27 protein-coding genes are annotated in these 26,603 nt (G+C 58.4%); 14 read left to right on the top strand and 13 right to left on the bottom strand.

The genetic code is table 11. From position 1 onward, the window contains the following. Window positions 1-69: 69 nt before the first annotated feature. Both mgrA and IQ26_RS14445 read left to right on the top strand, forming a co-directional pair. Entirely contained in the window at window positions 70-1,116 is a 1,047-nt protein-coding gene (mgrA, locus tag IQ26_RS14440) for an L-glyceraldehyde 3-phosphate reductase (protein ID WP_145718284.1), read from the top strand. Window positions 1,117-1,345: 229 nt separating this feature from the next. Next, window positions 1,346-1,750 (top strand): Fur family transcriptional regulator, encoded by a 405-nt coding sequence (locus IQ26_RS14445; protein WP_126034730.1) that lies wholly within the window; start codon window positions 1,346-1,348, stop codon window positions 1,748-1,750. Between the two features lie 571 nt (window positions 1,751-2,321). Here IQ26_RS14445 and polA read toward each other — a convergent pair. Next, entirely contained in the window at window positions 2,322-5,282 is a 2,961-nt protein-coding gene (gene polA, locus IQ26_RS14450; RefSeq protein ID WP_145718286.1) for a DNA polymerase I, read from the bottom strand. A 448-nt stretch (window positions 5,283-5,730) separates the two neighbouring features. Here polA and IQ26_RS14455 point away from each other — a divergent pair, with 448 nt between their 5' ends. The 9 genes from IQ26_RS14455 to IQ26_RS14495 all read left to right on the top strand — a co-directional run bounded on the left by IQ26_RS14455 (window position 5,731) and on the right by IQ26_RS14495 (window position 12,158). After that, the gene (locus tag IQ26_RS14455; RefSeq protein WP_145718288.1) at window positions 5,731-7,116 is read left to right on the top strand and encodes a M20/M25/M40 family metallo-hydrolase; all 1,386 of its coding nucleotides are present in this window, start codon (window positions 5,731-5,733) and stop codon (window positions 7,114-7,116) included. 78 nt (window positions 7,117-7,194) lie between these two features. Next, window positions 7,195-7,815: a ribonuclease D gene (locus tag IQ26_RS14460; protein WP_145718290.1), complete on the top strand. Its 621-nt coding sequence runs from the start codon at window positions 7,195-7,197 to the stop codon at window positions 7,813-7,815. Between the two features lie 175 nt (window positions 7,816-7,990). Next, window positions 7,991-8,239, top strand: a complete 249-nt coding sequence (locus IQ26_RS14465) for a hypothetical protein (protein WP_145718292.1) — start codon at window positions 7,991-7,993, stop codon at window positions 8,237-8,239. 124 nt (window positions 8,240-8,363) lie between these two features. Next, on the top strand, window positions 8,364-8,618 hold the full coding sequence (locus IQ26_RS14470) for a GlsB/YeaQ/YmgE family stress response membrane protein (RefSeq protein WP_145718294.1): 255 nt from the start codon (window positions 8,364-8,366) through the stop codon (window positions 8,616-8,618). 27 nt (window positions 8,619-8,645) lie between these two features. Next, window positions 8,646-8,792, top strand: coding sequence for a hypothetical protein (locus IQ26_RS39720; protein WP_126034716.1), 147 nt, complete (start codon window positions 8,646-8,648; stop codon window positions 8,790-8,792). A 79-nt stretch (window positions 8,793-8,871) separates the two neighbouring features. Next, the gene (locus IQ26_RS14480; protein WP_145718296.1) at window positions 8,872-9,876 is read left to right on the top strand and encodes a hypothetical protein; all 1,005 of its coding nucleotides are present in this window, start codon (window positions 8,872-8,874) and stop codon (window positions 9,874-9,876) included. Between the two features lie 611 nt (window positions 9,877-10,487). Further along, window positions 10,488-11,102 carry a hypothetical protein gene (locus IQ26_RS14485; RefSeq protein WP_145718297.1) on the top strand — a complete coding sequence of 205 codons (615 nt, stop codon included), beginning with the start codon at window positions 10,488-10,490 and terminating at the stop codon, window positions 11,100-11,102. 546 nt (window positions 11,103-11,648) lie between these two features. After that, window positions 11,649-11,879, top strand: coding sequence for a hypothetical protein (locus IQ26_RS14490; protein WP_145718299.1), 231 nt, complete (start codon window positions 11,649-11,651; stop codon window positions 11,877-11,879). Window positions 11,880-11,882: 3 nt separating this feature from the next. Then, window positions 11,883-12,158: a hypothetical protein gene (locus IQ26_RS14495; RefSeq protein WP_145718301.1), complete on the top strand. Its 276-nt coding sequence runs from the start codon at window positions 11,883-11,885 to the stop codon at window positions 12,156-12,158. A 436-nt stretch (window positions 12,159-12,594) separates the two neighbouring features. Here IQ26_RS14495 and IQ26_RS14500 read toward each other — a convergent pair whose 3' ends face one another. From IQ26_RS14500 to IQ26_RS14515, 6 genes are all read right to left on the bottom strand, one after another. Continuing rightward, a complete protein-coding gene (locus IQ26_RS14500; RefSeq protein ID WP_145718303.1) occupies window positions 12,595-12,825 on the bottom strand; it encodes a hypothetical protein in 231 nt (76 codons plus the stop codon). Between the two features lie 133 nt (window positions 12,826-12,958). Then, the gene (locus IQ26_RS14505; protein ID WP_145718305.1) at window positions 12,959-13,348 is read right to left on the bottom strand and encodes a hypothetical protein; all 390 of its coding nucleotides are present in this window, start codon (window positions 13,346-13,348) and stop codon (window positions 12,959-12,961) included. After that, window positions 13,348-13,470 carry a hypothetical protein gene (locus IQ26_RS41075; RefSeq protein WP_276316425.1) on the bottom strand — a complete coding sequence of 41 codons (123 nt, stop codon included), beginning with the start codon at window positions 13,468-13,470 and terminating at the stop codon, window positions 13,348-13,350. Before IQ26_RS41075 ends, IQ26_RS14505 begins: the two co-directional genes overlap by 1 nt. 36 nt (window positions 13,471-13,506) lie before the next feature. Next, window positions 13,507-13,671: a hypothetical protein gene (locus tag IQ26_RS39140; RefSeq protein WP_156090936.1), complete on the bottom strand. Its 165-nt coding sequence runs from the start codon at window positions 13,669-13,671 to the stop codon at window positions 13,507-13,509. A gap of 12 nt (window positions 13,672-13,683) precedes the next feature. Further along, window positions 13,684-14,400, bottom strand: a complete 717-nt coding sequence (locus tag IQ26_RS14510; RefSeq protein ID WP_145718307.1) for a hypothetical protein — start codon at window positions 14,398-14,400, stop codon at window positions 13,684-13,686. A 15-nt stretch (window positions 14,401-14,415) separates the two neighbouring features. Further along, window positions 14,416-15,957, bottom strand: a complete 1,542-nt coding sequence (locus IQ26_RS14515; RefSeq protein WP_208760160.1) for a hypothetical protein — start codon at window positions 15,955-15,957, stop codon at window positions 14,416-14,418. 194 nt (window positions 15,958-16,151) lie between these two features. On the opposite strand from IQ26_RS14515, the gene IQ26_RS14520 reads away from it, so the two are divergent. Both IQ26_RS14520 and IQ26_RS14525 read left to right on the top strand, forming a co-directional pair. Then, entirely contained in the window at window positions 16,152-16,343 is a 192-nt protein-coding gene (locus IQ26_RS14520; RefSeq protein ID WP_145718309.1) for a hypothetical protein, read from the top strand. Window positions 16,344-16,511: 168 nt separating this feature from the next. Further along, the gene (locus IQ26_RS14525) at window positions 16,512-17,342 is read left to right on the top strand and encodes a hypothetical protein (protein WP_208760161.1); all 831 of its coding nucleotides are present in this window, start codon (window positions 16,512-16,514) and stop codon (window positions 17,340-17,342) included. 59 nt (window positions 17,343-17,401) lie between these two features. Here IQ26_RS14525 and IQ26_RS14530 read toward each other — a convergent pair whose 3' ends face one another. Further along, window positions 17,402-17,647: a DUF982 domain-containing protein gene (locus tag IQ26_RS14530; protein ID WP_145718312.1), complete on the bottom strand. Its 246-nt coding sequence runs from the start codon at window positions 17,645-17,647 to the stop codon at window positions 17,402-17,404. A gap of 132 nt (window positions 17,648-17,779) precedes the next feature. Between IQ26_RS14530 and IQ26_RS14535 the strand changes: the two genes are divergently transcribed. Beyond that, window positions 17,780-21,808 carry a hypothetical protein gene (locus tag IQ26_RS14535; protein ID WP_145718314.1) on the top strand — a complete coding sequence of 1,343 codons (4,029 nt, stop codon included), beginning with the start codon at window positions 17,780-17,782 and terminating at the stop codon, window positions 21,806-21,808. A gap of 317 nt (window positions 21,809-22,125) precedes the next feature. On the opposite strand, the gene IQ26_RS14540 is transcribed toward IQ26_RS14535, so the two are convergent. The 5 genes from IQ26_RS14540 to IQ26_RS14560 all read right to left on the bottom strand — a co-directional run bounded on the left by IQ26_RS14540 (window position 22,126) and on the right by IQ26_RS14560 (window position 26,534). After that, window positions 22,126-22,644 carry a hypothetical protein gene (locus tag IQ26_RS14540; RefSeq protein ID WP_145718316.1) on the bottom strand — a complete coding sequence of 173 codons (519 nt, stop codon included), beginning with the start codon at window positions 22,642-22,644 and terminating at the stop codon, window positions 22,126-22,128. Window positions 22,645-23,062: 418 nt separating this feature from the next. Continuing rightward, entirely contained in the window at window positions 23,063-25,537 is a 2,475-nt protein-coding gene (locus IQ26_RS14545; RefSeq protein ID WP_145718318.1) for a phage/plasmid primase, P4 family, read from the bottom strand. A 32-nt stretch (window positions 25,538-25,569) separates the two neighbouring features. Continuing rightward, window positions 25,570-25,929, bottom strand: a complete 360-nt coding sequence (locus tag IQ26_RS14550) for a hypothetical protein (protein ID WP_145718320.1) — start codon at window positions 25,927-25,929, stop codon at window positions 25,570-25,572. Window positions 25,930-26,048: 119 nt separating this feature from the next. Then, window positions 26,049-26,315, bottom strand: a complete 267-nt coding sequence (locus IQ26_RS14555; RefSeq protein ID WP_145718322.1) for a hypothetical protein — start codon at window positions 26,313-26,315, stop codon at window positions 26,049-26,051. A 3-nt stretch (window positions 26,316-26,318) separates the two neighbouring features. Further along, the gene (locus IQ26_RS14560; protein WP_145718324.1) at window positions 26,319-26,534 is read right to left on the bottom strand and encodes a hypothetical protein; all 216 of its coding nucleotides are present in this window, start codon (window positions 26,532-26,534) and stop codon (window positions 26,319-26,321) included. Window positions 26,535-26,603 lie beyond the last annotated feature (69 nt).

Raw genomic sequence — 26,603 nt, forward strand, 5'->3', positions numbered from 1 at the left:
GAGAGGCAGGGCCGACTCACCCTTTTACGGTGGCAACTGCCGGGCTCGCTTTGATCTAAAGGATTTCCCATGCCCTATGTCCCCGCCGAAAACCGCTACGAGAAAATGGTCTACAATCGCTGCGGGCGCTCCGGCCTGAAATTGCCGGCGATCTCGCTCGGGCTCTGGCACAATTTCGGCGGCGACACGCCGCACCGCACCAAGCAGGCGATCGCGCGCAAGGCCTTCGATCTTGGCATCACGCATTTCGACCTCGCCAACAATTACGGTCCGCCGCCCGGTTCGGCGGAGACGGCTTTTGGCGAAATCCTGCGGACGGATTTCTCCGGTTATCGCGACGAGCTGATCATCTCGACCAAGGCCGGCTACGAGATGTGGGCTGGACCCTACGGTGAATGGGGTGGGCGCAAATATGTGCTGGCCAGCCTCGACCAGAGCCTGAAGCGGATGGGGCTCGACTATGTCGACATCTTCTATTCGCACCGCTTCGATCCCGATACGCCGCTGGAAGAAACGATGGGTGCGCTCGATCACGCGGTGCGCTCGGGCAAGGCGCTTTATGCCGGCATCTCTTCCTACAATTCGCAGCGTACGCGCGAGGCGGCCGACATATTGAAGCAGCTCGGCACGCCATGCGTCATCCACCAGCCGAGCTATTCGATGCTCAACCGCTGGGTCGAGGACGACGGACTGCTCGACACGCTGGAGGGGTTCGGCGTCGGCTCGATCGTGTTCACGCCGCTGGCGCAAGGCATGCTGACCGACAAATATCTCGGCGGCATCCCTGAGGGCAGCCGCGCCAGCCAAGGCAAGTCGCTGAAGCCGGCTTTCATCAACGACAAGACCATCGCCAACATCAAGGCGCTCAACGCCATCGCCGGACGCCGCGGGCAGACGCTGGCGCAGATGGCGCTGGCCTGGGTGCTGCGCAAGGGCCGGGTGACCTCGGCGTTGATCGGCGCCAGCCGGCCGGAACAGGTCGAGGACTGCGTCGGCGCGCTGAAGGTGCTCGACTTCAGCGATGCCGAACTCGCCGAAATCGACACGTACGCACGCGAAGCCGACATCAATCTGTGGGCCGCCTCCGCCGAGCGCAAAGGGCCGCCACGGAAGTGATCGGCCACGGAAGTGACTGGCAACGCATGGCCGTGGGGCGGGACCTGCTCTTCCTCGGCCGCCAATGCCTGCTTGGGGTTCGGGCCAGCTCGAAGTTGGCCGGCTTCCGGGCCGTACCGACACTGAAACAGTGGCAAAAAAGTCCGTTCGTCGCTATCTGGGTAGGATTGGAACCGCTTGCATGCGGAAATGACATGCAAGCGGCGCAAAACGGGTTGGAAACAGGATCATGGCGGCAAGGGATGTGCTGACGAAAAACCAGTTGTGCGTGCTCGAGAAACTCGAGGCCGCCAGCGGGCCGCTCAGCGCCTATACATTGCTCGACCAGCTTCGCGAGCGCGGCTTCCGCGCGCCGCTGCAAGTCTATCGCGCGCTCGACACGCTGGTTAAGTCCGGTTTCGTGCACAGGCTCGAAAGCCTCAACTCCTTTGTCGCCTGCGCCGAGCCGCACGACCACAGCCACTCGATGACCGCCTTCGCCATCTGCGACACATGCGGGCAGGTGACGGAGTTCTCCGACCACGATGTCGGCCATCGGCTCGACGAGTGGGTGCGCTCGACCGGTTTCGCCGCCAAGAAGGCGGTGATCGAGTTCCGCGGCACCTGTGCGAAATGCCGGGCCGAGGCTGCCTGAGCGCGAGGTAGCTCTGTCAAAACAGCATAGCTAAGTTTGCGAATGTGACAGCGTTAGGAGATGTTCTAACTCTAATAAAAACGAAAGATTCGCTTCGATCGTTCGAGTCCAAATATGGTGCTAGCGAGGCTGTTACCTCTTTTACCGAGCTGTCATCGTCCATGACGCAGTACCATCGTGAGTTTGGCTCAAGGTTCGCGGTAAGTTCGCCTTTTTGTGTAGGTGCGCGCATCGCATCGATTATTCGCTTTATTCGATTGTCCAAATCACCGCTGCTTATGACCGCTTGCTGCTGAGGCATTCCTGTCAGTAGTTTAATTTCCAATTTAACACCTACGCCGACAGCCTCTCCGTAGAACGGGACGAATAGCTGGTTCCCGACGTTGCGTAAAAAATTGGGTGCCTTTGCAGCGAAATCTGAATCTTCCCATTTTTTTTGAGCACTGCAAACGGTTCTTTGCCCCATAGTGTCTCAAGCTGGCGATGGAAACTCCTTCGCATGTTCCAAACCGCATCAAGGCTGCTAGCTTTAGAGGGAATTTGGCCGCGGTAGGTGAGATAAATGTCCACCTTAATGCGCCTCTTCCCAATTGTTGGCGGCGCGGGCGTCGACATGCAGCGGCACCGACATCGATACCGCCGGCATCGCGGCGTTCTCCATCACGTGGCGCACGACGGGGATCGTTGCCTCGACCTCCGCCTCGGCCGTCTCGAAGACCAGCTCGTCATGCACTTGCAGCAGCATGCGAGCGGAAAGCTTTGCCTTTTCCAGCGCATCGTCCATGCGCACCATGGCGCGGCGGATGATGTCGGCGGCGGTGCCCTGCAGGCGCGCGTTGATCGAGGCGCGCTCGTTGAAGGCGCGGACTGAAGGGTTCGACGACCGTATCTCCGGATAGTGGATGCGGCGGCCGAAGATGGTTTCGACATAGCCGTATTCGCGGGCATAGGCCTTGGTCGCGTCGATATAGTCGCGGATGCCCGGGAAGCGTTCGAAATATTTCTTGATATAGGCGCCGGCCTCCTCGCGCGGGATCGAGAGTTGGTTGGCGAGGCCAAAGGCGGAAATGCCGTAGATGATTCCGAAATTGATCGCCTTGGCGCGGCGGCGTATCTCCGCTGGCATGCCCTCGACCGGCACGTTGAACATTTCCGACGCAGTGATGGCATGGATGTCGGCGCCGTCGGCAAAGGCCTGCGTCAACTGCGGGATCTCGGCGACATGGGCGAGCACGCGCAGTTCGATCTGGCTGTAGTCGGCAGAAACCAGCTTGTTGCCTTTGTCGGCGATGAAGGCCGTCCTGATCTTTCGCCCCTCGATGGTGCGCACTGGAATGTTCTGCAGATTGGGATCGGACGACGACAGCCGTCCCGTCGTCGTCGCGGCAAGGGCGTATGAAGTGTGGACGCGCTTCGTATTGGGATGGACGAAACCGGGCAGCGCATCGGTATAGGTCGATTTCAATTTGGTCAGCTGGCGCCAGTCGACGATCTTGCGCGGCAGTTCGTGGCCTTCGGCGGCGAGGTCTTCCAGAAGTTGCGCCGAGGTCGACCACTGGCCGGTCTTGGTTTTGGAGCCGCCGGGCAGGCCCATCCTGCCGAACAGGATGTCGCCGAGCTGTTTTGGCGAGCCGATGTTGATGCGCTCGCCGATGAGCTGATAGATTTCGTCCTCCAGCCGCGCGGCGCCCTGTGCCAGTTCGCCGGAGAGCCGCGACAGGATCTGCCGGTCGACGGAGATGCCGCGCTGTTCCATTCTTGCCAGCACCGGCACCAGCGGCCGTTCCAGCCGCTCATAGACCGAGACGAGGCCCTTGGCGGCAAGCCTTGGCTTCAGCACCCGCCAGAGCCTGAGCGTCACATCGGCGTGTTCGGCGGCGTAGGCCGTTGCCTTATCGATATCGACCTGATCGAAGCCGACGAAGCTTCTTCCCGAGCCGGCCAGCTCCTTGAGGGGAATGGTCGAATGGCCGAGCCATTTTTCCGACAGAGCCGCCATGCCGTGGCCGCCGGATGTGCCGGCGTCGAGCACGTAGGAAATCAGCATGGTGTCGTCGAAAGGGGCGACATCAATGCCGTGGCGGCTCATGACGACGAGGTCGTATTTCAGCTCCTGCACGATCTTGAGAACAGACTTGTCCTCCAGCAACGGCTTCAGGACGCCAAGCGCTTCACGGATCGGGATCTGGTTTTCGACCACTCCGCCGCCGAGCAGGTCGCCGTTGCCGCTTTTATGAGCGAGCGGCACATAGGCGGCGCGGCCGGGGGCGGTGGCCATGGAAAAACCGATCAACTCGGCCTGCATCGGATCGGTCGAGGTGGTCTCGGTGTCGAAGGCGACGATGCCGGCCTCCATCGCTTCGGCGATCCAGGCCTTCAGAACTGCAGTGTCGCGGATGCAGACGTAGGCGCTGGTGTCGATCTTCCTGGCAGTGGCGTCCTCGAAGCGAAGCGCCGAGAGAAGGGAAGGGGTGTCGCCTTCCCTCGGCTCTCTGCCGGCGGCGGTCGACCCGCCGGCTTCATCGGTCACAGCGCCCACCGCGCTTTCGGCGGCTGCCGGCACTCCAAACCCGACATCGGGACCATGCGCGGTGTCGGCGCGCTCGATCGTAACGGCGACTGCCTGGACATCAGCCGGCTCCGTTCCGGTCGCTTCCGCCACGCGGCGGGTCAGCGACGAGAACTCCATGGTCTTGAGGAAGCCAATCAGCTTTGGCCCGTCGGGCTCGTGCAACGTGAAATCGTCGAGCCCCTCGATCACCGGCACGTCGTTCTTCAGCGTCACCAGTTCACGCGAAATGCGCGCCTTGTCGGCATTGGCGATGATCGATTCGCGGCGCTTCTCCTGCTTGATTTCGCCGGCGCGTGTAAGCAGCCCATCGAGGTCGCCGAACTGTTCGAGCAGTTGCGCCGCTGTCTTTGGCCCGATGCCGGGCACACCCGGCACGTTGTCGACCGAATCGCCGGTCAGCGCCTGCAGGTCGATCATTTTTTCCGGCGGCACGCCCCATTTCTCGACGACTTCGGGAACGCCGATCTGGCGGTCCTTCATCGGGTCGTACATGCCGACGGTTGCGCCGACCAACTGCATCAGATCCTTGTCGGAGGAGATGATGGTGGTGTCGCCGCCGGCGTCGCAGGCAAGCCGGCAATAGGTGGCGATCAGGTCGTCGGCCTCAAACCCTTCCATCTCGATGCAGGGCAGGTTGAAGGCCTTGGTCGCCTGGCGGATCAGGCCGAATTGCGGGATCAAATCCTCCGGCGGCGCCGAGCGGTTGGCCTTGTATTCGGGGTAGAGATCGTTGCGGAAGGTTTTCGACGAATAGTCGAAGATCACGGCGAAATGCGTCGGCACCACGCCGACATCGGTGTTGCGGGCGTCCTGCGTCAGCTTCCAAACCATGTTGCAGAAGCCGAGCACGGCACTGACCGGCAGGCCGTCGGATTTGCGGGTCAATGGCGGCAGCGCGTGATAGGCGCGGAAGATGTAGCCGGAGCCGTCGACAAGGAAGAGATGATCGCCTTTTTTCATGGGACGAAGGGATAGCGCGGTGCAGCGCCGCGGTCCATGCCAAAGGCGGCTTCAGCCACCTGTTCCAGCAACACCCTGACAGAGCCGATGTCCTTGACGACTTGGCCACTATAGAATCGGCCGCCGAAGAATTGGCCGCTCACGCGTATGTTACAAAAGTGTAATTTTCGCGCCCTTGAATCGCCACGTTCGAAGACACAAATAAACGCCATCGGCATTTTTCGCCGAAGTCCGGAGCAAGGCCCGTCCCCCGCCTATCCCGGACACTTGCGGCAGCCTATCCCCCCTCTCCGGGCTGCCGCATCGTTTCGAGTAAAAGCCGCCGTGGTTCCCCCTCCACCACGGCGGCATTTTTTTGCCGACAGGCTCCGTGGCCCAACGACCGCCGGCTTTTCGTTTCTGCCTCGCAGCTTTAGGGTTGCCGCTCAGAATCGAAAGGCCTGATAAAATGTGCAGAATTTCCCCCGTCCTCGACCGCCTCGACAAAGACCTCGACGAGAGCCTGGAGCGCTTGTTCGGCCTGCTCGGGATCAAGTCGATCTCGACCGATCCGGCCTATGCCGCCGACTGCCGCAAGGCGGCGGAATGGCTGGTGGCGGAGCTCAAGCTGATCGGCTTCGACGCCAGCTTGCGCGACACGCCAGGCCATCCGATGGTGGTTGCGCATCATGACGGGCCGGCGGGCGCGCCGCATGTCTTGTTCTACGGCCATTACGACGTGCAGCCGGTCGACCCGATCGAGCTCTGGGATAGCGACCCGTTCGCGCCTTCGGTCAAGGAGATCGAGCCCGGCCATCAGGTGATCACGGGACGTGGTTCGGCCGACGACAAGGGGCAGCTGATGACCTTCGTCGAGGCTTGCCGTGCCTGGAAGCAGGTGCATGGCGGGCTGCCGTGCCGCATCACGATCCTGTTCGAGGGCGAGGAGGAGTCCGGCTCGCCGTCGCTGAAGCCGTTCCTCGAGGCAAACGCGGCCGAACTCAAGGCCGACTTCGCGCTTGTCTGCGACACCGGGATGTGGGACCGCGATACGCCGTCCATCTGCGTCGCGCTGCGCGGGCTGGTCGGCGAGGAGATCACGGTGAAAGCCGCCGATCGCGACTTGCATTCCGGTCTTTATGGCGGCGCCGCCGCCAATCCAATCCGCATCCTGGCCAGGATCCTGGCCGACATCCACGACAAGGACGGCCATGTCACCATTCCGGGTTTCTACGACGGTGTCGAGGAGACCCCCTCGCAGGTCCTGAAATCGTGGGAGACGCTCGGCGAGACCGCCGAGACGTTCCTTGGGCCTGTCGGCCTGTCGATCCCATCCGGCGAAAAGGGCCGCTCGGTGCTCGAACTCACCTGGGCGCAGCCGACGGCCGAGTTCAACGGCATTACCGGCGGCTATACCGGCAAGGGGTTCAAGACGGTGATCGCGGCGGAAGCCTCGGCAAAAGTGTCCTTCCGTCTCGTCCACAAGCAGAACCCGGAAAAGATCCGCGCCGCTTTCCAGGCCTTCGTCAGGGAGCGTATCCCGGCCGACTGCTCGGTCGATTTCCATCCGCATGGCGGCTCGCCGGCGATCCAGCTTTCCTACGACTCGCCGTTTCTCGCCAAGGCCAAGGACGCGCTGTCCGACGAATGGCCGAAGCCGGCGGTGACGACCGGAAGCGGCGGCTCGATCCCGGTGGTCGGCGATTTCCAGACCTATCTCGGCATCGAATCCTTGCTGGTCGGGTTCGGCCTCGACGATGACCGCATCCATTCGCCGAATGAGAAATACGAGATGAGTTCCTTCCATAAGGGACAGCGCTCCTGGGCGCGCATTCTCGATGCGCTGACACGCTGACGGGACAAGAATTCAACTTTCTGTTGATTTTTCATCGGATCGCGGCGAGGACGGAGCACGCCGCGACCGGAGAAGACGATGAGCGATATCCGTTTCCACAAGAACGACCTGCCCGGGCTGTTGCATTACGACGTCGGGGCGGTCGCCATCGACACGGAGACGCTGGGCCTCAATCCGCATCGCGACCGGCTTTGCGTGGTGCAGATCTCGCCGGGCGACGGTACCGCCGACGTCATCCAGATCGCGCCCGGCCAGAAGAAGGCGCCGAACCTCGTCAGCCTGCTCAAGAACCGCAGCATAACCAAGCTCTTCCATTTCGGCCGTTTCGATCTCGCCGTGCTCTATAACGCCTTCGGCGTCATGCCGGAGCCGGTGTTCTGCACCAAGATCGCATCGCGGCTGACCCGAACCTACACCGACCGGCACGGGTTGAAGGATATCTGCCTTGAGCTTCTTGGCGTCAGCCTGTCGAAAGTGCAGCAATCGTCGGACTGGGCGGCGGAGACGCTGTCGCCCGAACAACTCGAATATGCCGCCTCCGACGTGCTCTATCTGCACCGGCTGCGCGATGTGCTGGCAGCGCGGCTGGCGCGCGAGAAGCGGACCAAGGAGGCAGAGGCCTGCTTCCGCTTCCTGCCGACGCGTGCGAAACTCGATCTGATGGGCTGGGGTGAGGCAGATATCTTCGCTCACAGCTAATGCATGTCGCCCAAAAGCATGCTCCCGGGCCTGACCCGAGGGTGCGCAGCGGTTTTGGGACAACGATATGCAATAAAACTTAAAGCGCGTCGCATGAATCCCATCGGACGCGACACGCTTCAAGTTGGAACCAGGTGTTCGCCGCGACGTTCTGTCGGTCCATGGAGAGGATGAAATGGCTGCCAGAAAACCCATCGAAACAGCGCCGAAGGATGGCTCCAAGGTCACCGTCACCTGGAAGGACAGCGACGGCGTGATCAACGAATCCATCGCGCAGTACCGTTCGCTCGACCGGCTGAAGGCGGCCGGCGGCGACTGGGACGAGAGCGACGCCGGCTGGTGGGCCTATACGGACGGCCATACGCAAAAGAAGATCGAGCCGATCAGCTGGCGGCCCGCATCCGGGGATGACGACGACGAATGACGCCGCTGGGACGAATGACGCCGCTGGCGGGGCCGGCTACTTTCCAATAACTTGGGCCTGTTGCAATCGGAGATCGATTCGGAGCTTCCTGCTCCGCGACCGTCCGCTCAGGAGGGATTTGCAAATGGGTGTTGAGAGCCTGCTTGTCTTCATCATCATCGGTGCCATCGCCGGCTGGCTCGCCGGCCTGATCGTCAAGGGCTTCGGCCTCGGCCTGGTCGGCAATATCGTCGTCGGCATCGTCGGCGCCTTGATCGCCGGCTGGCTCTTCCCAAGGCTGGGGTTCGCCCTAGGCGGTGGTATATTTGCCTCCATTATCCACGCCATGATCGGCGCGGTCATCCTGCTCGTGCTGATCAAGCTGGTGAAGCAGGCCTGATCCATCGAAGGACATCAAGGGCGCGCCATGAAACAGAACATGCTCTATCTCATCATCGGCGCGCTCGTCGTCGTGGTCATCGCGCTCGGCACCTACGTCTATCGCGAGCAAACCAAGCCGAAGGGCGTCGAACTCAAGATCGACGACAAGGGTATTTCGATCCAGGAGAACTGAGTGCGCCGGGTCTGGCGCGGCAAAAGGTGCCGATGACCACCCATATCGACTATTCGAGCCCTTCAGGTCACGCTCTCAGGTGATAGCCCGGATCGACTTCAAGGCCAGCGATGCCGTACGCGCCGCGCTCTCGGCCATCGGACGCACGGAAGATCTGCGCTTTTCGCCGGACAATCGGCTGCTGGCAATTGCGGGATATGCGCGAAGGCGCTGTCTGATCCTGCGGGTCGACGTCGATGCGGCGCCGAGTGGTCCGCAAGTCACCGTCCATGACTTCATGGAATTGACGTCGAAAAGCATGGGCGAGGTCCACGGCCTCGATTTCATCGATGACCGAACCCTGGTGATCGCCAATCGGGATGGGCTGCTTGCGATATTTGCCCTGCCCTCGGGCGAACCGGCCGGCCGCCGCTGCGATATAGAGCCTATTCGCGAGATCAAGGGCGGGCTGTTCTGCAAGCTGAAAACGCCAGGTTCGATCGTGGCCAGGCAGGAGTCGCGTGGCCGGGTCAGCCTCCTGGTCTGCAACAATTACAGGGACAGGGTCACACGCCATGTCGTCGACCGGTGGGGCTACCGCGCGTGGAAAAACCAGGCCCTTCTGAAGCGCGGCCTGAACATACCCGACGGCATAGCGGTCAGCCATGATGGCCAATGGATCGCCGTCAGCAGTCACGGCACGAACGATGTGAAGATCTACAGAATGTCCGCGCCGCTGGGACCGGATACCGAACCCGCAGGAATCCTGCAGAACGCCAATTATCCGCACGGCCTGCGTTTTACGGGCGATGACCGGCAGATCCTTGTCGCCGATGCAGGCAGTCCATTGGTTCACGTATACGACCGTGACGCGGGTTGGAGTGGCAGTCGTATGCCTTCTCGCTCTGTTGCCGTCCTTGACGGCGAAACGTTCGGGCGCGGCAGGGCCAGTGTCGAAGAAGGCGGCCCGAAGGGTCTCGATATCGATCGTTCGAACAGCGTCGTGGCGGTGACCTGCGAAGAGCAGACGCTGGCCTTCTTCTCGCTGGCATCGATAACCGGCCGACCGGTTGCGGCGCTCGAGCGAGGCTTAACCCGCCCTTAAAAACAAGCCCATGAAACCCAAGGCGTTGAGCGAATAAGGTCGCCTCAATAAGGCTGAATAAGGGAGCTTGGCCGTTCCTTTGTTCGCAATATGTTCGCTAAGGGACTCGACATGAAATCACGACTCAGATCATTCTTAGCGATCCGCAGCCCAAGGAAGGTCCGAACGATGCTCGTTCGGGCACCCGGACTTGATAACCTGCGGCCCCATGTCGAGGTCGGAATGGAACCTCCTCAGACGAGGTCAACCGGACCGGCAACCTTGAGAGCAGATGGGATTCGCTGGCGGCGGAAGTACAACGCCAAGAGCGAGCCGATACACCGGCGAACGACGGCCTATTCGTAACGCTGGCATGACTCACGAAACCTTCTGGTTCCGTGCGCACGGACCGAGGGATTTCACCATGAAACCCAAGGTCACGGTAGAAGTGAAAGTGAACGTCGCGCTCTGCCTATTTGGCATCGCGGCCATTCTCTCGATCTTCTTTTGACAGGGGGCGTCCCGGAGCAATCCGGGCGCTTCTTCTTTTTGCGAGGCTCTGCGGGGTTTTTCACAGGCGGCGCAGAACCTCGTCGCCCTTTTCTTGGTCTTTGTCTTTGGGGGAGTTCGTCATGGGAAATACCGTGGAACCTTTCGACGTAAACCCGCGTCTTGTGATGGCCGTCGGAATGTTAGCAATCCAATGGGCCCGCGTCGAATTTGTGTTCCAGAAAATCATTGTCGGCTTGCTGCAAAGCAATGGCGCAGTTGGTTTGATGCTGGCAAGCAATATGGGGAACCGATCTGTGAGCGAATTCATTCGCACCTTTGCGTCGTCGGTTAGGCCAGAGATCTTCGATGTCGATTTTGCTCCCAGCCTGCAAACCCTGATTGCGGAGTTCGACAGAATTCTTGGTATTCGAAACAGGATCGTTCACAACAGTTGGCCGCACAACATTTCCGACGATCAAGCACTTGCCCTAGTGGCTCGCTTCAAAGGTAGCGTTCGGCTGCACGAAGAAGTCTGGGACATTGCGACAATGGAGGGCGTGATCGACGACACAGTCCAACTGCTCACGACCCTAACCTTTTTCGCCCGTCGGTATGATCTTTTCGCACCAATGAATGAATGGGAAGAGCGCGCAGCATCAACTGAAATACCTGAAGAGCCTAAGCCTCCGGTGTATCAAAATCTCGATCCCAAGATGATAGCGCTATCGATCCGGCTTCGATCATCTCAGACGTAATTTCGTTCTCCATGCGCAGCCGGAACACGATCCAAGGCCTCATCGACGATAGGCCAAGAAAAAGCCGGCGGTGTGTAATGGGAGAAAAGGTCACCGCCGGACCAATGAACCGAGCAAGAGTGACACAGGTGCTCAGTTCATCAGTGGCAACTAATATGCTCCCGCTCGGTCAAACTGGCTACCGAAATCTTGGCAAGCTGGACAACGGGGTGTGATGAACAAAGAGAGCCGGCGGATGTGCGGGGGGCGCCACCGCCGGCTCAATAAACTAGCAGGCTGGGTGTGAGGGGGATTGCCCGCCAGTTCATCAGTGATGTCTAATATCGTCTCAATTGATGAAAATGGCTATGGAAATCTGCGGGGCATTCGGGGCTTGAAACTCGCCGCCAGTTGGGCCATTCTTTGATCAGCCAAACCGCGATGCACCGAGCCCCTAGGGCCATTTAGTTCATCGCACTGAGCAGCACGACGCTGCTCAACTCCGAGCGAAACCTGCCCAAACCCGCGAAATCATTCGCGGGACAGCAACCGTTTGGAGTTTGGAAAATGACCTCAGAAGACCAACAAGAACGTGAAAACCGACTCAGGGTGATCGCTGAGTTACGCAAGTACTGCCTCGCCAAATCACCGCATGGTGATGGCTACGCACTGATCAGCGACTACAGCGGGCTCGCCCTCTTTGGCGGCGATGAAGAGGACCTTCGTCACTACACCTATGACGCCAGTCTCGACGAAATCGAGGCATGGCTGCGGCTGGCTGAGACGGGAAGGGTCTGAGCGATGGCCCTCAACCGTTCCTATAACCGCTTCCGTCAAGAACGGATCATCATTGAGCAGGCTCTCTCGGGCCATCTTGCATTCCTCCAGGATGCGATCAACGACATGGACAGCGATGCCGACCGCATTCGTAACTTGCCGTCGGATGATCCAGACGTACGAGAATGGAAAAAGCTCCTACCCTTCTGGACAAGACAATTCAAAATCACCTGTGAAATTCTGAAGCGGGAATATGGGTGGTCCGATGACGAAATCCGAAAGGAACTAGGCGGCTCCTGAAAACCGGCAACCCACGTCTGGCAGCGATGCCGGGCGTGGGTTCGCTAGTCAGTCCCATCGGTCCATTGACCTTTTCAATGGTGATCCCCCACCCGGCCGAATGGCACAAAGGAGGAACAGGTCGGGGATCTTGCAAGGTTGAGGGCCTTGCAACTTTGACTCCCGTAAGTTGACTTACGGGAGAGATTCCGCGCCGACGCCCCAATATGGCAAGAGGCGTCGGCGTTCGGGGCCTCCCGATTAGGAACCCCGCTCCCACCGGCATCACGCCGGCCAGAAGCTCGTGCTCACCTTTAAGCGGGCTTAAAGGTGGAAATTCTTCGCCGCGCCACCAAAAGAGACTTCCATGAAACCAAATGGTGGCGCGGCCGGGGTGCAATCGCCTATTACCCCGTTCCTTGGCGGCGCTGCTACGACACCGGCCAAAGAAGCTCTACTACGTTGCATGCCAAACGGCGGCATTCGGACCACGCATCGGTGAATCATGGCGGCAGGCCCACCTATGTGCAGCCTTTGATTGCTTGATAGCTCTCGCCGCCTGGAGACCAGTCAAATTGAATTTCTTCTGAAGGAGCGGGAGCGTCGGCTCGAATTCTTTTTGCGTGTTTGTTCGCGGATGACGCCTAAGCCATCCAGCGGCAACGGCGATGCGTTGTTCGGTATTCATCTGCTCCTCCTTTCGCTTGAATGGCAGCGGCGACAGCGGCAATTTGTGCATGTGCGGTGCTCGCCTGCGGACGACCCAGCAAACGCGGCTCTCAGCGGCTCTCTCACCGGTGCCTTTGCACAAATCAGAGCAGTCATGCGGGCGGCTCCGACGGAACAGCATCATTGCCGTGCCACAACCATATGTGCCAGGCGGGAACGGCTGGATACCAATGTCTGACGACGATGGAGCCGGAGGGTAGCGTGACCATGCTCACAAGCTCATAGGTATCGTCGTCGGCATTGTAGGTAATGATTTCAGCGTCTTGGCCATAGCACCGGACCTTGCTGCCGACTGCATAGGGCGTTGGGGTCGCGGCATATGTGGCAAGGTCTTCGTCGCGGTAGATGCGGCTTCGATTCAGTGGCACCTCGACTGTGGTGACTTCGCAGGCGATCTGTCCCTCGGCGGCCCCTTTGTGTGCCGTGACGATGCCAAGGAAATTGTCTGTGATTGACTGGACAGGTGTACCAACAGGGATCATCACCACACCCTTGTGGCTGCTTCAGCCTTGCCAGCGGAGGCGGCGAAGGTATCCAACGCCTTGGCCGCAGGCGTCGCGGAGGTGGCATCGACGGCGACGACTAGGCTGGCAATGTCGGGCATCTCAGTGGCCCCTTCTTCTCCTGTTCGACGGAACGGTTATGGTTGGCTCTTTCGAACGGCGAGACTGTCGCGCATCCGGGCAATCCGAATGGCCTTGAGCGCATCAGTCATCGTCAAGCCAAACTGTTCTTGCAGTTGTCGCGCCATCGACCGGCGGCGTTTGCGCTGGCCCGATAGCAACCAAGCGATCGCTTCTTCCATTGCGCTTGCCTCCTATTCAGCCGCCTCGGCAATCGGAGCCGGAGCCGGGGCTTTATCGCGAATGCCCCGCACGACGCCGCTCTGGGCTTCCTGCACGGTTTCGGTTCTTGCGAAGACCAATCTTTTGGCGGCACCAACAGCCTTTTGGAGCTCCTCCAAAGCCTTTTCGGCATCAGCCTTCTGCTTGACGAGATCGGGGTGTAGGGCAGTGGACGCCCGGGCTCGAATCGCGGTGACTGCGGCATCGTCCAGGCCAGATAGGAACTGCGGCGCATGGACAATCGCGCCAAGGACCACGGGGTTGGTGACATTGCGCATGGCAAAATCGAATGGTGAGCCACCTGCGCTTCGCATGAATTGGCGGATTTCTTGAGCGAGGGCCACTTCCGCGACCGTAGTCGGCTTTGGGATGTCGGCTGACAGGCCACTGTCGAACGTCTCTACCGCCTTCTGGACGGCGCTCTCGGCTCCACGCACAGAAGACAGAGCTTCCAGTTCCGCAATCGCTTTGCGGCCGATTTCAGCGCGGCGACGATACAGGCCCTCCGGGCTCAGGTCGGTGTCGGCTTCGATGCCAAGGCAACTGGCGTCAACTGTGGCGACAAGATCGCGGATGCTCTGGACGGCTTGATGTAGTCTCTCCCAATGGACGACTGGATCGGTCGGCCACCTGCTCTGCATCGGGGCGATGGTGGCGGCAATCTCAATATTGGTTATCTTCTTCGGCATTCGGGACGGTCTCCTTCAATTCAAGATGCGAAAGGCCTTGGGTCCATTCTCAAAAGCTTCGCTCTTCTGTCGCGCTTGCTCGGGCGTCAGAATCCGGCGCTGCCAGCTTCGCGGCCTCGGCTCCTTGTCTCGCCATACGATGCGACCGCCAGCGCCAGTTCCAGCGATGATGCCGACATGAACCTCGCGCTTCTTGCTCGCCAGACACATGAGCAAGCTTCCAGCCGCACAATTAGCCAGGTCGTCGTGACTCCCCGGTGGGTGGTCAATGGCGTCCCGGCCCGCGCGCGTCGTGCGTCGCTCCAGGCTCTGAAGCTGGAGCAAAAGGCGCTTGTGATTGAGCAGTTCGATCTGCTGGCTATTCAGGAGCGGCAACAGATCGCGATAAATGTTGGATTTGGCATCGGCGGAAGCTTCATAGCTGACGTTAAAATTACGAAATTGCTCCCGAGGCCACTCCCCTGCATATCGGTCGCCGACAATTTTGTAGATGCCATAGCGCTTGAGCGTGGAAGCAAATTCGGCTGCAACATTTTGCGGGCTGAACGGCGGAGTGACCTCGCGCAGGCAATCGAGAACTGCTTTGTCGCCTTCGAGGTGGCTGATTCCGAGGGTCATGGAATCCGATGCGCCGCCTGATGGATCGACGAAGCCGTGGTATCTGACGCCCTGGCGCGGAGCGCGTTCGGTCAGTGGCACAACACAGGCTTGGAGGGCTTCGACGGAGATGAATGTTTCGACGTCGCTGCGGAACTGGGCCAGGTATTCGGCGGCGGCGCTGAGTGGATCCTTCTCCATCTCCGCATCGATGAAGCTCTGCGGAACGGTAGGGTTCATGCTCCGAGTGTCAGCCTGCCAGACTAGAACGTTGTCGTCTTCTTTGCCGAAGTGTCTGGTGTAGGCTTCATAGAGTGCGCCCTTCCGCGCGTAGGGGCTTGATGCACAAAGCAGAAGCGGATTGGGGAACTGCGCCATCGCCGGGCGAATGGCGCGCAGGATTTCGATGTCAGGATCAGCGGAATCTTCGGACGGCCAAAAAGCGATCTCGTCGGCTAGGAAAGCGATGATCGCGTAGCCACGGACGCTGCGGTAACTGGCCGTGCTGATTTCGATGGTAGTTTCGTTGCAAAGGTCGAAGCTGGATGCAGTTTCCCGCTCGACCATTTCCCGCAACATGGGAATGTGGTGCAAAAATCCAGAAATGAATCTGAATATGACCCGGGCCTGCCGCTGATCATGCGCCACGATCAGGACGGTGGCGCGCTCGCCGGGTTGGAGGTACTGGCGGTACTCGTGAAATGCGGCAATGAAGACACCCAGCAGGGCGAGGATGAACGACTTGCCGCCGCGCCGCCCGCATACAAGCCACCCTTCCTTGACTTGTCTGCTTGGGGGATTCTTTCGGTGCGTGAACTTGCGGAAGGTATCAAGTTCTGTGGGGTTCATGTCGAGGGCGAACAGCGCCTTCAAGACAATAATCCACGTCTGCCAAGTCACTTGATCCTTCAGCCAGAAGGCGAATAGTTTATCATCCTTGATTACATCGAGGATATTCACAATAACGCTCACTGCGACGATGTTGTTCGCAGTATAAGCTGGTTCGCGATGAACGCAAACTTGCGGTTGTGGTGGTTTCTATTTGGGGTTGAAAGCGCAACCGTTGCGCATTTGAGGCGGCGTAGCCGATCACATAAGGGAACCATTCCCTCGCGGGTGGGTTTCGGCCTTGAGGGCCAATGGGATGCCCGATTATGCCCAAGCTTCACAAAGCAGAGCAGGAGTCTGCCCAAACCTTCCGGAGGCTGATCACTTCGGAAGGCAATCGCAAGCAGTTGCGCAAGTTGCTGCGACTGGATGTCGATCCAAAGCTGTCGTCGCCGTCGTTCACTGAATTGCTTGAGACACTTGATCGACGAGAGCAGGGAGCCGGCTCAAGCTCGTAGCCGGGTCTATGAGAACCGCGTCTCGCGTTGGGATTCGCTCGCTGGGTGTTGTACCGGCGATGCTGGTCTTCGCGCTCACAGCCGGGTGCTCGCGGCGTCATTTGGGCGATCAATGGTCGTCGTCGGGCGAAAACCGTTGCGCAACGGAGTTTGGGTGCCAAGCGGGGGATGATGGTGGCGGCCATTGCCGGTAGCGTCGCCAATTTGCCTTGGGTCTGTTCGGTTCCGACCGCCACCTTGGCCCCCGCGATTGATGTTCTAGGGGATTGGAGGTGGGGAAGCTTTGCGCTGGGTCAATTTTTGGGACGATCGCAGAAGTTCGGCTCGGACGCTTTACTTTACTACGATTGGCATAATCTGGCCAAGTGCCCTAGAAGGAGTCACTTAGGAGCGGTAGAGCTTTTGAAGGATTCAGTAATGCTACTGGAAGATATCACTCACTGGCTAGGGCGCGATGGAAACGGACTTGCAGCTGCGCAAGTCGTAGCAGCTTTTGTTACTGCTTTGGCAACATTGGCTCTGTGGAGGGTTACCAAGGTACTCGCAGTCGAAACCGCCGCGCTGGCCAAGATGACTTCGCGCCCTTTCGTGGTATGTTCCCTTGAGTCGAGCGGTGCGAGTGCGATCGCCCTCAATCTCACACTGAGAAATACCGGAAATGCAACAGCATTCGACGTAAAGCTTCAGGTGACGCCCGCTCTGCCGAAACCCGATGGGTCGCAGGCCTCCGATCAAGTGGAAACGAACTTTGAGACTTCACTTTTGCCGCCGGGGCAGATGCTGCCGATACAGGGCGTAATGGGGCCAAAAGTCCACGACAAACGATTCAAAGCGACCATTAGCTGGGCGGCGCTTCCCGACGCGAAAGAGCGCGATACGCTCTCTTACAATTTTGAACCAAAAGACGGGTTTAGGGGTGGCTGGAGTACGAAGGGGGCACATCACATTGCGGAAGAGCTTGAGAAAATTCGAAAGGAAATCCCCAGAAGACGCCAATAGAAGATAGCGCGACGACGCTACAACTCCCACGTTCCACCCATTTCAGACAGGCTGGGGGATCACTCGGCGGGAAGAAACATACCCTCTTCCTTAGCCGCGGCTTCGAAGGCATCGCGCACCGCAGCCGGAGCCACACGCCCCTGCAACCCCTCCATGCAAAGTTCGACGGCATGACGCCATCGGGGGCCGCGTTTGGTCCAGCTTAGAAGTTTCTCCGCGGCACCCTCGACATGGCTGACGCCAAATCTCACGCCCGGTCGATCTGTCTTCACATAGAGGGGTGGGGAGAACCAGTGGAGCGCCATTCGTGAATATTAGTTCAAGCTGATGTGGCGCGGTAGATGGTCGAGTGCTGAAGGCCGAAAGAACATCGCCGGGAGAATTAGATATCTGCTACCAATTGATCGCACGTTCCAAGGGCCGCTTAAGGAGGTTAGTTGGCAGACGACGGAATATCATCGCTTATTGGCCCAGGTGGCGACACGTGGAATCTCCCAGATGGAGAGGCCAAGCGCCAAGCTGTCGCCTCGCTCCGTGGGTATGCTTATCAGCTGCACCGCACTGTAGCGGCATGGTTGCAGTTGAAGAGAAACGGTTATCTCTTCCTAGAGGCCGCAGAAGACTACGCCTCTCTCAGCCGCGACCCATCGAGTCGTGACGAGATCCTCGCGGCGACGCAGGTCAAGGACACCCGCGAGTCAGGTTCAGTAACGCTCAATTCAGCCGATGTTTTGGACGCAATCCGCAATTTCTGGCGATATAGAGAGGCCAATGTTGCGCGCAAAATTCAGCTGACGTTCCTTACAACGTCTCAAATCGGCAAAGAGCGCAAGAATGGCCTCCCGAGTGGTACGCGTGGGCTCGACGCATGGCAGATCGTGGGACGGGGTAGTGGTGATCTTGCTGAACTAAAAGCGGCCCTGCAGGCTAGGTTCGACGAGGCAGGCTCCCTTGGTCAATTCCTCAAGGACGCCACCGATGAGGACATTCGTGAATTGCTCCTGAAGCCAATACAATGGTCATGTGGGGAATTGGACTATGCCGACATTGTCGAACGAAATAGGGAAGACATAATAGAGGTCGGCCTAGCGCTTGGCGGCACCGTTGATCAGTCCGAGCGGGCCTTGGATACTCTCCTGCACGAGGTGCTTAACACAATCGTGCTAAATAAAGAGCGGAGGCTGACCTACGCGGGGCTAGCTAAGCTAGTTCAGGAAGCCAACACGATTCGGGTGCCAATAGCGCGTGCATTTAGCACGGGCGTAGATCTGGATATCACCGGCAGCTGGGTGCCGAGCGACTTAGCCTTGCCGGCAAAGCTGGCTCGCAGGTCCGCAAGCACCGCAGACGTGGCCGTGAACTTTCGCGAACGAAGGCGACTATGGCTACATGGCGCAAACGGAATGGGGAAGTCGACTTTGGCCGCACTGGTTGCCGGCGCACAAGGCGGCAATTGGCAAGCGCTTCGGCTTCGCGGAACTGCGGCAGGGGCGGCAGCCGAGCGCATCGCCGCAGCGCGTCAGGCGCTGGGGCGAATGCCAGATGTTTCGGGCCTGGTGCTTGACGACCTCACTGTTGATCACGAAACGCAGATCGTTGTGCCACTTCGCGCCCTAGGGACGACGCTCTCGCGCGAGGGATTGGCCTGCGTAATTTCGAGCAACAATCCGCCGGGTAGGGCGCTGAGAGAGGCGCTTGGCCTAGAAGCTATGGATGTCGTCGAAGCACCAGACTTCAGCGATGAGGACGCTGCCGAACTCGTTGCTCAATATGGTGGCAACCCGGCTACTTGGGCGAAGTTTGTGAAGTACGCCGGCGGCTTCGGTCATCCACAGCTGGTACACGTTGTCGTGGCCGGCATGGCAGCCCGTGGTTGGCCGGAAGACGAGCTGGAGACATGGCTTACAAAGGGTTTTGATAACCAAGATGTCGCGGCCGAGCGCCGAGCCACTCGGCGCCGGCTGCTTGAAGAACTCGGGGGCCAGGAGGTGGCGCTCCTTAGCCGCTTGGCAAAGGTCGGCGGCGCGTTTGACAGACAAGTCGTCGAAGCAATCGCATCCGTCGAGCCTGTGATTCAATCGGCCAAAATTACAGTCGAAAAGCTGTCGGGCTATTGGATTGAGCGAGTTGGTGACCACCGATTCCGCGTATCGCCTCTAGTCGCGGACTTGCCCAATCATCTTCTCGGAACCACGGAACAAAAGGCGCTTGATAGCGCTATCGGCAGGTCGATCATATTCCGCAACCCGCTTGCTGGCGACCTGCTGGACACAGGCTTCATGCACGCATTGGTGGCCAAGGACGACGCAGCCCTTAACCAGCTTGCGATCGCACTCACTCAGGCCCAAGGCGACGTGGTAAAGCTATTGTCCGGCGCAATGCCGTTCTTTCGAGATTACCTGTCTAGAATCGGGGAGGTAAGCTATCGGCCGCCCCCGATCATCGCTGCCTTACTTGGCATCGCTCGACATAGATTGCTGGTCACCCGTGGTGATCGCGGCGAACTCAATGAATCAGTCCGCTACATTCTTTCGCTTGTGGAACTTGCGGAAGCGGAAGCTGCAGGGGTACCATTGAAGTTCATGGCACTAAGCCAAATCCTGCACCCACAGGAGAGCCTTGGGTTGATTGATGGCTGGTTTAACCTGCTGCGTCAGATGGACAGCGAGCCCGCCGGAAGAATTGATCTCCAGGGCATTTTCGGCAGTTCTACAGCGGCGCTCGGGATTGATCCTATTAGTTTCCTATTCATGGCCCATGCTCTTCACCTACCAGGCCTGTCGGAACTTGAAACACTTTTCAGCACGTTGTCTGAGCTAACGGCGGCGGAGCGTCAAAGGTGGCTAAGCGCGACTAAGCATGACAGGGCCTGGTCTATGCTTATTGTCGACAACGCGTGGCTAAAGCATTTACAAGCCGGCACCTTAGATTGGAGCGTCGGCGCGAATACCTATGCCAATCTTGCAGACATCGCCTTAGCGTGGGGTGAGGACGACATTGCTGCCCGATGTTATCGGAATCAGGCTGTCCTCATCGACGAGTATGGACACGACCATTCTGCAGCGTTGAAAGCGCTCGACGCAGCAGATGCCCGTTTACCCCAGAACCTGGACCTTGCCCGACAGCGGGCAAAAATAGCTTGGCGGGCTGGGGAGTACGAAGCTGCTCTTAAGGGTCTTGCGGCGATTGAAGATTGGCTAAAGGCAGGTGACGCTATCGAAGCGGCCTTCGCGTTTAGAGAGGCGGCCATGAGTGCTGGCGAGTTGGGCCTATGGCGAGATTCTGAGAGCTATTTCCTCAAAGCGCACGATGCATTGCTCAAGGTTCAGACTGATCAGGAGGCGTTCAAGCTCGGTCTGCTAATCGACGCGATAGGCGTTAGGTATAAGTCCGGCGACACTGAGGGCGCCGTAAGAGGGATGGTCGATTTAGTTGGGCAGCTCGCGGAGCGCGGTGCCGGAAAGAGTCCGAAGGATCATGCCGTCGCGGCCCTGGGGCGGCACTTTGTGCTCTGGCTCAGGTCACAGAAACAACGCGATATCCAAATTGACGATCAGCCTGTGGTCTATTTCATTGGGGCAATCAGCAATCCCGAGCCTCACTCCGACCTTGAAAAGTGGCCAATCCCAGAACCCGCGTCGCTTTGGTTCTTGTTTGGATTGGTGGCCCTCGAAGAAGGTATCCCTTGGACCGAAATTGCAGGTTGGCAGGGGATCAAAGACCTTGCTAGCTATGCTGATCTTTATGTTCAGCTGCCGATGGGGCGACTTGAGCGAGCGGTAGCAAATATCGACCTCGACGAATTCACGGACGCAGCTCCAGAAGCAGCGGCTGCCATTGCTTACTTCAGCGAGGCGCGAAAGACAGACCCACGGCCTGATCCGGTCGCGCCAGCCAAGGTGAGTATGCCGCCGTTTGGTGCACATGTTTTGGGGAGTGATGCCGCCCGGCCATATGTCCGGGATGCGGCAATAGCATTTGCGATCAACTTAGCGACAGTCTCGCCGTTTCAAACTACGGAGCTAGAGAGGATCGCGGGATTGCTACCGGGCCTTGAGAGTTCGAGCCTTGTCCCGGAGTGGTTCGACGGCTCAATAATTCGCGATGATCTGCGTAGCCACGTCGCTTCTCTCGCTCTTGAGATGGCATGCGGTAAAGACTGTAGCTTGGATGAGACATTGCTGGCTCACCTGCGGCTTTGGGAGTGGTTGCAAGCTTCCCATTTCAAGAGAGCGTGTCTTGACAACATTTGCCGCTACGCTCGCGATTTTTGGGCCGGTGCCGTGGTAGCCCGACGATTTGAGATGAAGACCCCATATCTAGCAGTGCCGGAAATTGAAAGAGCATTGGCCGGCTATGAAGTATCCAACAAATGGTTGGCCACTCTCTTGTTGGCGGCACATCAGTCGACCCGCGTCTCCCTTGCTGCAGAGTATCGCACCTTGCTGGTGGAAGCCAAGGATTAAGGATTAAGACAACGTATTACGTTGAGCGAACGGCGACCTTCCACCGATACTGTTGAAAAAGTACGCGTCGCGGCTGCCCATGGCATTTGCGTAGAATGGCGTTCCGAGAAGATCCCAAAAGTGAATCCAGCCATGCAATGCGCCGGGGTGGAACGGGATTCTATTATCGGTGGCGACTTTGCGGTGCGTCGGACTTTTTCAACAATATCCACCCTTAGCCGGAATTCAAGCTGGTGGTTGGGCCGGATCGGGCTCGGGGCAGATAGGTTGGGGTTCTCAGACGGGGTTCATCTGATCTGAGATGCATGGTTGGGAGATCAGGCGTCGTCGCTCTTATCCGCCGCCTCTGAGTCCGGCCCCCTGGCGTCTGATTTTTCCCTACCGGGGGCGCTCTCTACGGTCGCCGCGTCGTGATTGCGGAGATACTGGGTGAGGCTTGGCGTCACGTCCTTCATGACTCTTTCAAGTCCGACAGTGCGAAGCAGGTTGTGCAGCGTGGAGACTAGGTTGGAATAGGAGCCGACGCTAATGTCGACGCCATCCAGCCTTTCAGCTTCCATATGTTCGAGTAGCGCCCTGACGAATGCTGCTCGCTCCAAGAGAGTGCGGCGAGCAAGGCTGATGGCGCTAGGGCCGCCCAACTCATCTACCATCGTCTGTAACCAGTGCTTGGCCCGCTGACCGGCGAGGTTGCGCATGTCAAGGTCGTCTAGGGTGCGCAGGGTGAGCTTCTTGGCTGTTGGGCCTTTGTAGACGAAGCTTCGCTGCCGTAAGCCTCTTGGGTCATTGATCTCCATAGCAGTGATGGGATCGCCCTTTCGTCTGGGAATAACCATTGTGAAACCTTATTGCGCCTTATTCATTTTTGAACTTGATCAACGGCAAATGCGGATTGTATAGTTATGTCAGTCTGTTAGCAACAATACTGGGTTTAAGCGCAACTTATTACGGCAGATTAAAGCTTGGTTGAAGAATGCTTGGCCACCGTCACCGCTTCATCGCCACTCACAATCCGTAAACCAATAAATATCTTCGTGTAAACAATTAAATCGCACCGTGTTCCGCAGATATCTTCCTGTCGCGCTAGGTTTACGTCCGATGATCGTCAATAAACAAGCAAACAAGCAAAACAAGGAAAACTCTATTGTGAGCCTAAGTCTAACTCTCACCTATGATTCGCTATCAGAGACCCTATTAGTTAGACTCAGTACAAGAGTTTTCCTTGTTTTGCCTGTTTTTGCCTGTTGTCCCTGTTTAAATCGGCGAAAAATCCAGCAGCTTCACGCCTAAATAGGCTGTGACCGGCTTGCCCTTGTCATTCTTCATTCTTTCAGAACGGAGCTTCGGGAACACGGCTCGCAGCTTCTTGGCGAATGATGCATCGCTGCCGGCCTTCCGTCCCGTGTCCTCGCACCACTGATTCCAGTTGGCAAAAAGCGCCTGCAATGTTTCAAACGGCTCGCCATATCCGTAAGAGGCCATCCGCGTGGCAAAGTCTATTTCGCTTTCATTCGACTGCCTCTCAAGCTTGGGTCTAGCAAGCCGCTCCTCCCGTTCCTCGAGGGTTTCGAAACGAAGATTTTCAGTGGCCCAGGTCGCGACCGGCTCAGCAATGCGTTCCATATCGGCGATGGATTCAGTGCCACTTTTCGGTTGTTCAAAGCGACCGCGCTTGCTGAGCGTCGCATAGCCCTCTACCGCCCAGTTCAAGATGCCGGGCAATTCGCCCATCAACCTCCTTTCAAGGTCGTGGTCTTCTCGGCCTAGGAAGCTCTCCGTCAGCGGCAGGACGATAAACCTGTTCGGCAGGCCGCCGCTCTCGTCTGGCAGGCTGGGGATTTCGGTCGCAAGGATCATGAACCGTACCGTCAGACGGCCTGTCCAGGCTGAGAGGTACTTGCGCGGCAGCGTACGGGGATCCTCTCCTGATACCGCGAGCAGCATCTCTGTGATGGCGCTGGCATCACTTTTATTGGTTATGCGGGCATCGCTGATCACCGCGAGCGATTTGCCGATCAGTTCCTGCGGACCATACTGAGTGCCGAAACTATGGAGCGTCGGCCCGATCACGCTTTCAGCGCCGAGCAGAGCCTTGGCGACGCGGCCGATCGTCCCCTTGCCCCCGCGCTTCGGTCCAATGACCAGCAGGACCTTTTGCAGCTTGGTATCTTGGCTCAGGAAGTACCCGAACCACTCTTTCAGAGCCGTGCTGGAATATGGATCGTCGCTCCAGATCGAATTCAGAAATGCGGTCCATTCGGGGCAGGTCGCTTTTTCGTCATACCGTACGTCCGAACCCGACAGACAGAAGAAATTCGGTGTTACCGGCAGCAGGCGCTTCGTGCTCAGGTGCAGGAGGCCGTTGGCGCATATGAACAGTTCGTTTGGCGGCGGCTGGTCGTCTTGTTCTTTGATCCAGAACGGCGGATCGCGGTCAGCAACCATGCACACCGATTGCAGGGCTTCGCAGACGTTGGCGACGATGTGCTTATTGGGCTTGAATGGGAGCGCCTTGTTGGCTTTGGCGTCCCAGCATTGCGCCCGGCCCAGATAGCGCCAGACGCGGTTCCGGATTTCCTCGTCATTCACCTGGCGATAGAAATTATTGCGAAACTGGTAGAAGGCTCCCTTGTGCCGCTGCATGAGACGATCGCCGGCTTCGTCTGTCATGGAACCAGCAACCAGTTTCTTGGCGATGGTCAGGGGATCGCTGGGATCGAGTATCTTGCTGATTTCTGGGTGCGGGACGAGCTTGCCCCGCTTGATGCCAGAGATGATGGTCCGGTACATGCGGCGCCAGTCATCGCGGTCGAGATTCCAGAAGCCGCGGATCGCATCTCGCAAGCTGTTTTTGGCGTCGTCCTCGTCAATCCAACCTCGTCCAGCCATCTGCCCAAGCCAGAAGGCGCGCTCGTTCAGCTTGTTGTTGCGATCGCCTTTGACGACCTGACGCAGTTCCTTGATATAACTTTGAAGGCGCTCGGCGGCGAATGCCTGCCCCTCGGCAATGGTGGTCTTGGGGGCGGTTTCGTGTCTTGTTAGATGGATGACGGTCTTAGGCTCGGCTGGCTGGGTGGGTGGAGCGTCGGCACCGAACTGAGCGACAGCTTCATCGAACTCGTCACCGGAAAGCTGTTTCATGGCGAGGTGGTCAATAGCCTCGTCTAGCGGCAGCCCTCTGCGATTGACGATGGCATATCGAGTCGACCTATCGCCGGCGAAATACGGTATATTGATCCAAGACCCGAAATCGTCGGCTTCGCGGATTGTCTGTTTGGGAAAGATTTCGCAACCGGTGAAACCGAGATGCGCAGCCAATCCGTTGAGCAGCTTCTGCATGGCGGCAGCGGGACGGGGCACCGCAATACTGCAATGCAGATGCGCGCCGCCGCTCTTTGAGCGAAACAGTGTCAGCGGCAGGTCGGCGATCTTCTCCGATAGGTCTTTAAGATCGATTTTGTACTGGTCGACGTCGATCACACCGAAACGGATGTTCACATCGTCATCTAGCAGAATATGAATGCCGACGCCGATCTTGCCGGCGAGATGGTCGTCCCAATCATGCTGCGCTAAGGGGGTCTTATCAGTCCATGACTTGGCTATCGCTTTGCCGTCTTCGCGATGCTTCCCGGTGGGTTCAGAATGCCCATGCGCCGTTGAGTACCCAACAAAGAAATCTGCTAAGGTCCGAACCGTTACGTGGATATTTTGAGCGGTTCTTGCATCCATCGTTTTAAATCCTGTACCGCCGCCCCGGAGCTTTAGTACTTCCGCCGCAAGCGCATCCTGCCCGTGGCCAGCAGACCGGCCTCGCGAGCGTCCTCAACAACACTCGCCCAGCGCTGCTGGAAGATGGTCGGGGCACGGCGGCGGAGTAGGCCTAAACAGATATCGCTAAATTCGTCGAAGGTTCGTGGAAGGCGTGGCATGGCGAAGGAGCCCTCCGCACAAATCACGTAGATGCGATCGCCGGCGAATTGGATGAAAAATTGTGGCCCCTTATTGGATGGGCCGAGGAATTCTACTTCAACCCGGGCGGGTTCTTTGTTTTCCGGTTTACAACCACTGGTAGTGTTGCTAGATTTGCGTTGACGCATTTGCCGATCTCCGGTTGCGTTCATGTTGATGGCCTGTTGTGAGGCTGTCGCGCTTTCATTGGGTTTTCTGGTCTCCTTCCCAATGGCACCTAGATAATCGCGAGCAGGTTCAGCTGGTGGCGGGGCCTGCTCCCGATTTCAATCTACTCGTCCAATCGAATGCCATGTTCGGCGCAAGCTTTCCGATAGAGCTCGATATATTCGCGTGACTCGTGATAGGTCCGCCTCGCCCAATGCTGCGACTTAGTCGCTGCAACATCGAGCGTGAAGCGTTTGCTTCCGTTCCTGACCCAGACGTCGCCGCCTATGATGCCGCCCCGCCAAAGGACGCCATTGTCGAAGGGCTTGCCGACGTATTTGATGCGATTGATCGAACGCACGCGGGCGTCGTCCGGCGGAGCGCTGCACACCGCTCACTCCGCCGGAAGCAGATGCCGTTGTCTACGCACGAACTCTTCCAAGTCCGGCGTCCAGTAACGAACCTTTTTGCGGTCCAATCGGATGAACGGTGGGCTGATCTCGGGATTTTTGATCCGGCGCCAAGATAGCGCCTCGTACGTCAAGCCAAGCAGCCTCGCCGCCTCGTACGCATTGACCAAGCGCGGTTTGCCGAATGAGATTTCAGACATTGCAGGATCAACCTCCGTTCGCCGTGTTGCGATGTGTGACAGCATGTTAACGGAAGTTGTTCCGTGTCC

Origin of the sequence: Mesorhizobium tianshanense (assembly GCF_007830515.1) — a bacterium.
In the GTDB taxonomy this organism is placed as follows: Bacteria; Pseudomonadota; Alphaproteobacteria; order Rhizobiales; family Rhizobiaceae; genus Mesorhizobium; species Mesorhizobium tianshanense.

Bases quoted from the DNA above. Each gene is read 5' to 3' on its own strand.
- mgrA (WP_145718284.1), top strand. From the start codon at position 70: ATGCCCTATGTCCCCGCCGAAAACCGCTACGAGAAAATGGTCTACAAT.
- IQ26_RS14445 (WP_126034730.1), top strand. From the start codon at position 1,346: ATGGCGGCAAGGGATGTGCTGACGAAAAACCAGTTGTGCGTGCTCGAG.
- polA (WP_145718286.1), bottom strand. From the start codon at position 5,282: ATGAAAAAAGGCGATCATCTCTTCCTTGTCGACGGCTCCGGCTACATC.
- IQ26_RS14455 (WP_145718288.1), top strand. From the start codon at position 5,731: ATGTGCAGAATTTCCCCCGTCCTCGACCGCCTCGACAAAGACCTCGAC.
- IQ26_RS14460 (WP_145718290.1), top strand. From the start codon at position 7,195: ATGAGCGATATCCGTTTCCACAAGAACGACCTGCCCGGGCTGTTGCAT.
- IQ26_RS14465 (WP_145718292.1), top strand. From the start codon at position 7,991: ATGGCTGCCAGAAAACCCATCGAAACAGCGCCGAAGGATGGCTCCAAG.
- IQ26_RS14470 (WP_145718294.1), top strand. From the start codon at position 8,364: ATGGGTGTTGAGAGCCTGCTTGTCTTCATCATCATCGGTGCCATCGCC.
- IQ26_RS39720 (WP_126034716.1), top strand. From the start codon at position 8,646: ATGAAACAGAACATGCTCTATCTCATCATCGGCGCGCTCGTCGTCGTG.
- IQ26_RS14485 (WP_145718297.1), top strand. From the start codon at position 10,488: ATGGGAAATACCGTGGAACCTTTCGACGTAAACCCGCGTCTTGTGATG.
- IQ26_RS14490 (WP_145718299.1), top strand. From the start codon at position 11,649: ATGACCTCAGAAGACCAACAAGAACGTGAAAACCGACTCAGGGTGATC.
- IQ26_RS14495 (WP_145718301.1), top strand. From the start codon at position 11,883: ATGGCCCTCAACCGTTCCTATAACCGCTTCCGTCAAGAACGGATCATC.
- IQ26_RS14500 (WP_145718303.1), bottom strand. From the start codon at position 12,825: ATGAATACCGAACAACGCATCGCCGTTGCCGCTGGATGGCTTAGGCGT.
- IQ26_RS14505 (WP_145718305.1), bottom strand. From the start codon at position 13,348: ATGATCCCTGTTGGTACACCTGTCCAGTCAATCACAGACAATTTCCTT.
- IQ26_RS41075 (WP_276316425.1), bottom strand. From the start codon at position 13,470: ATGCCCGACATTGCCAGCCTAGTCGTCGCCGTCGATGCCACCTCCGCG.
- IQ26_RS39140 (WP_156090936.1), bottom strand. From the start codon at position 13,671: ATGGAAGAAGCGATCGCTTGGTTGCTATCGGGCCAGCGCAAACGCCGC.
- IQ26_RS14510 (WP_145718307.1), bottom strand. From the start codon at position 14,400: ATGCCGAAGAAGATAACCAATATTGAGATTGCCGCCACCATCGCCCCG.
- IQ26_RS14520 (WP_145718309.1), top strand. From the start codon at position 16,152: ATGCCCAAGCTTCACAAAGCAGAGCAGGAGTCTGCCCAAACCTTCCGG.
- IQ26_RS14525 (WP_208760161.1), top strand. From the start codon at position 16,512: ATGATGGTGGCGGCCATTGCCGGTAGCGTCGCCAATTTGCCTTGGGTC.
- IQ26_RS14530 (WP_145718312.1), bottom strand. From the start codon at position 17,647: ATGGCGCTCCACTGGTTCTCCCCACCCCTCTATGTGAAGACAGATCGA.
- IQ26_RS14540 (WP_145718316.1), bottom strand. From the start codon at position 22,644: ATGGTTATTCCCAGACGAAAGGGCGATCCCATCACTGCTATGGAGATC.
- IQ26_RS14545 (WP_145718318.1), bottom strand. From the start codon at position 25,537: ATGGATGCAAGAACCGCTCAAAATATCCACGTAACGGTTCGGACCTTA.
- IQ26_RS14550 (WP_145718320.1), bottom strand. From the start codon at position 25,929: ATGAACGCAACCGGAGATCGGCAAATGCGTCAACGCAAATCTAGCAAC.
- IQ26_RS14560 (WP_145718324.1), bottom strand. From the start codon at position 26,534: ATGTCTGAAATCTCATTCGGCAAACCGCGCTTGGTCAATGCGTACGAG.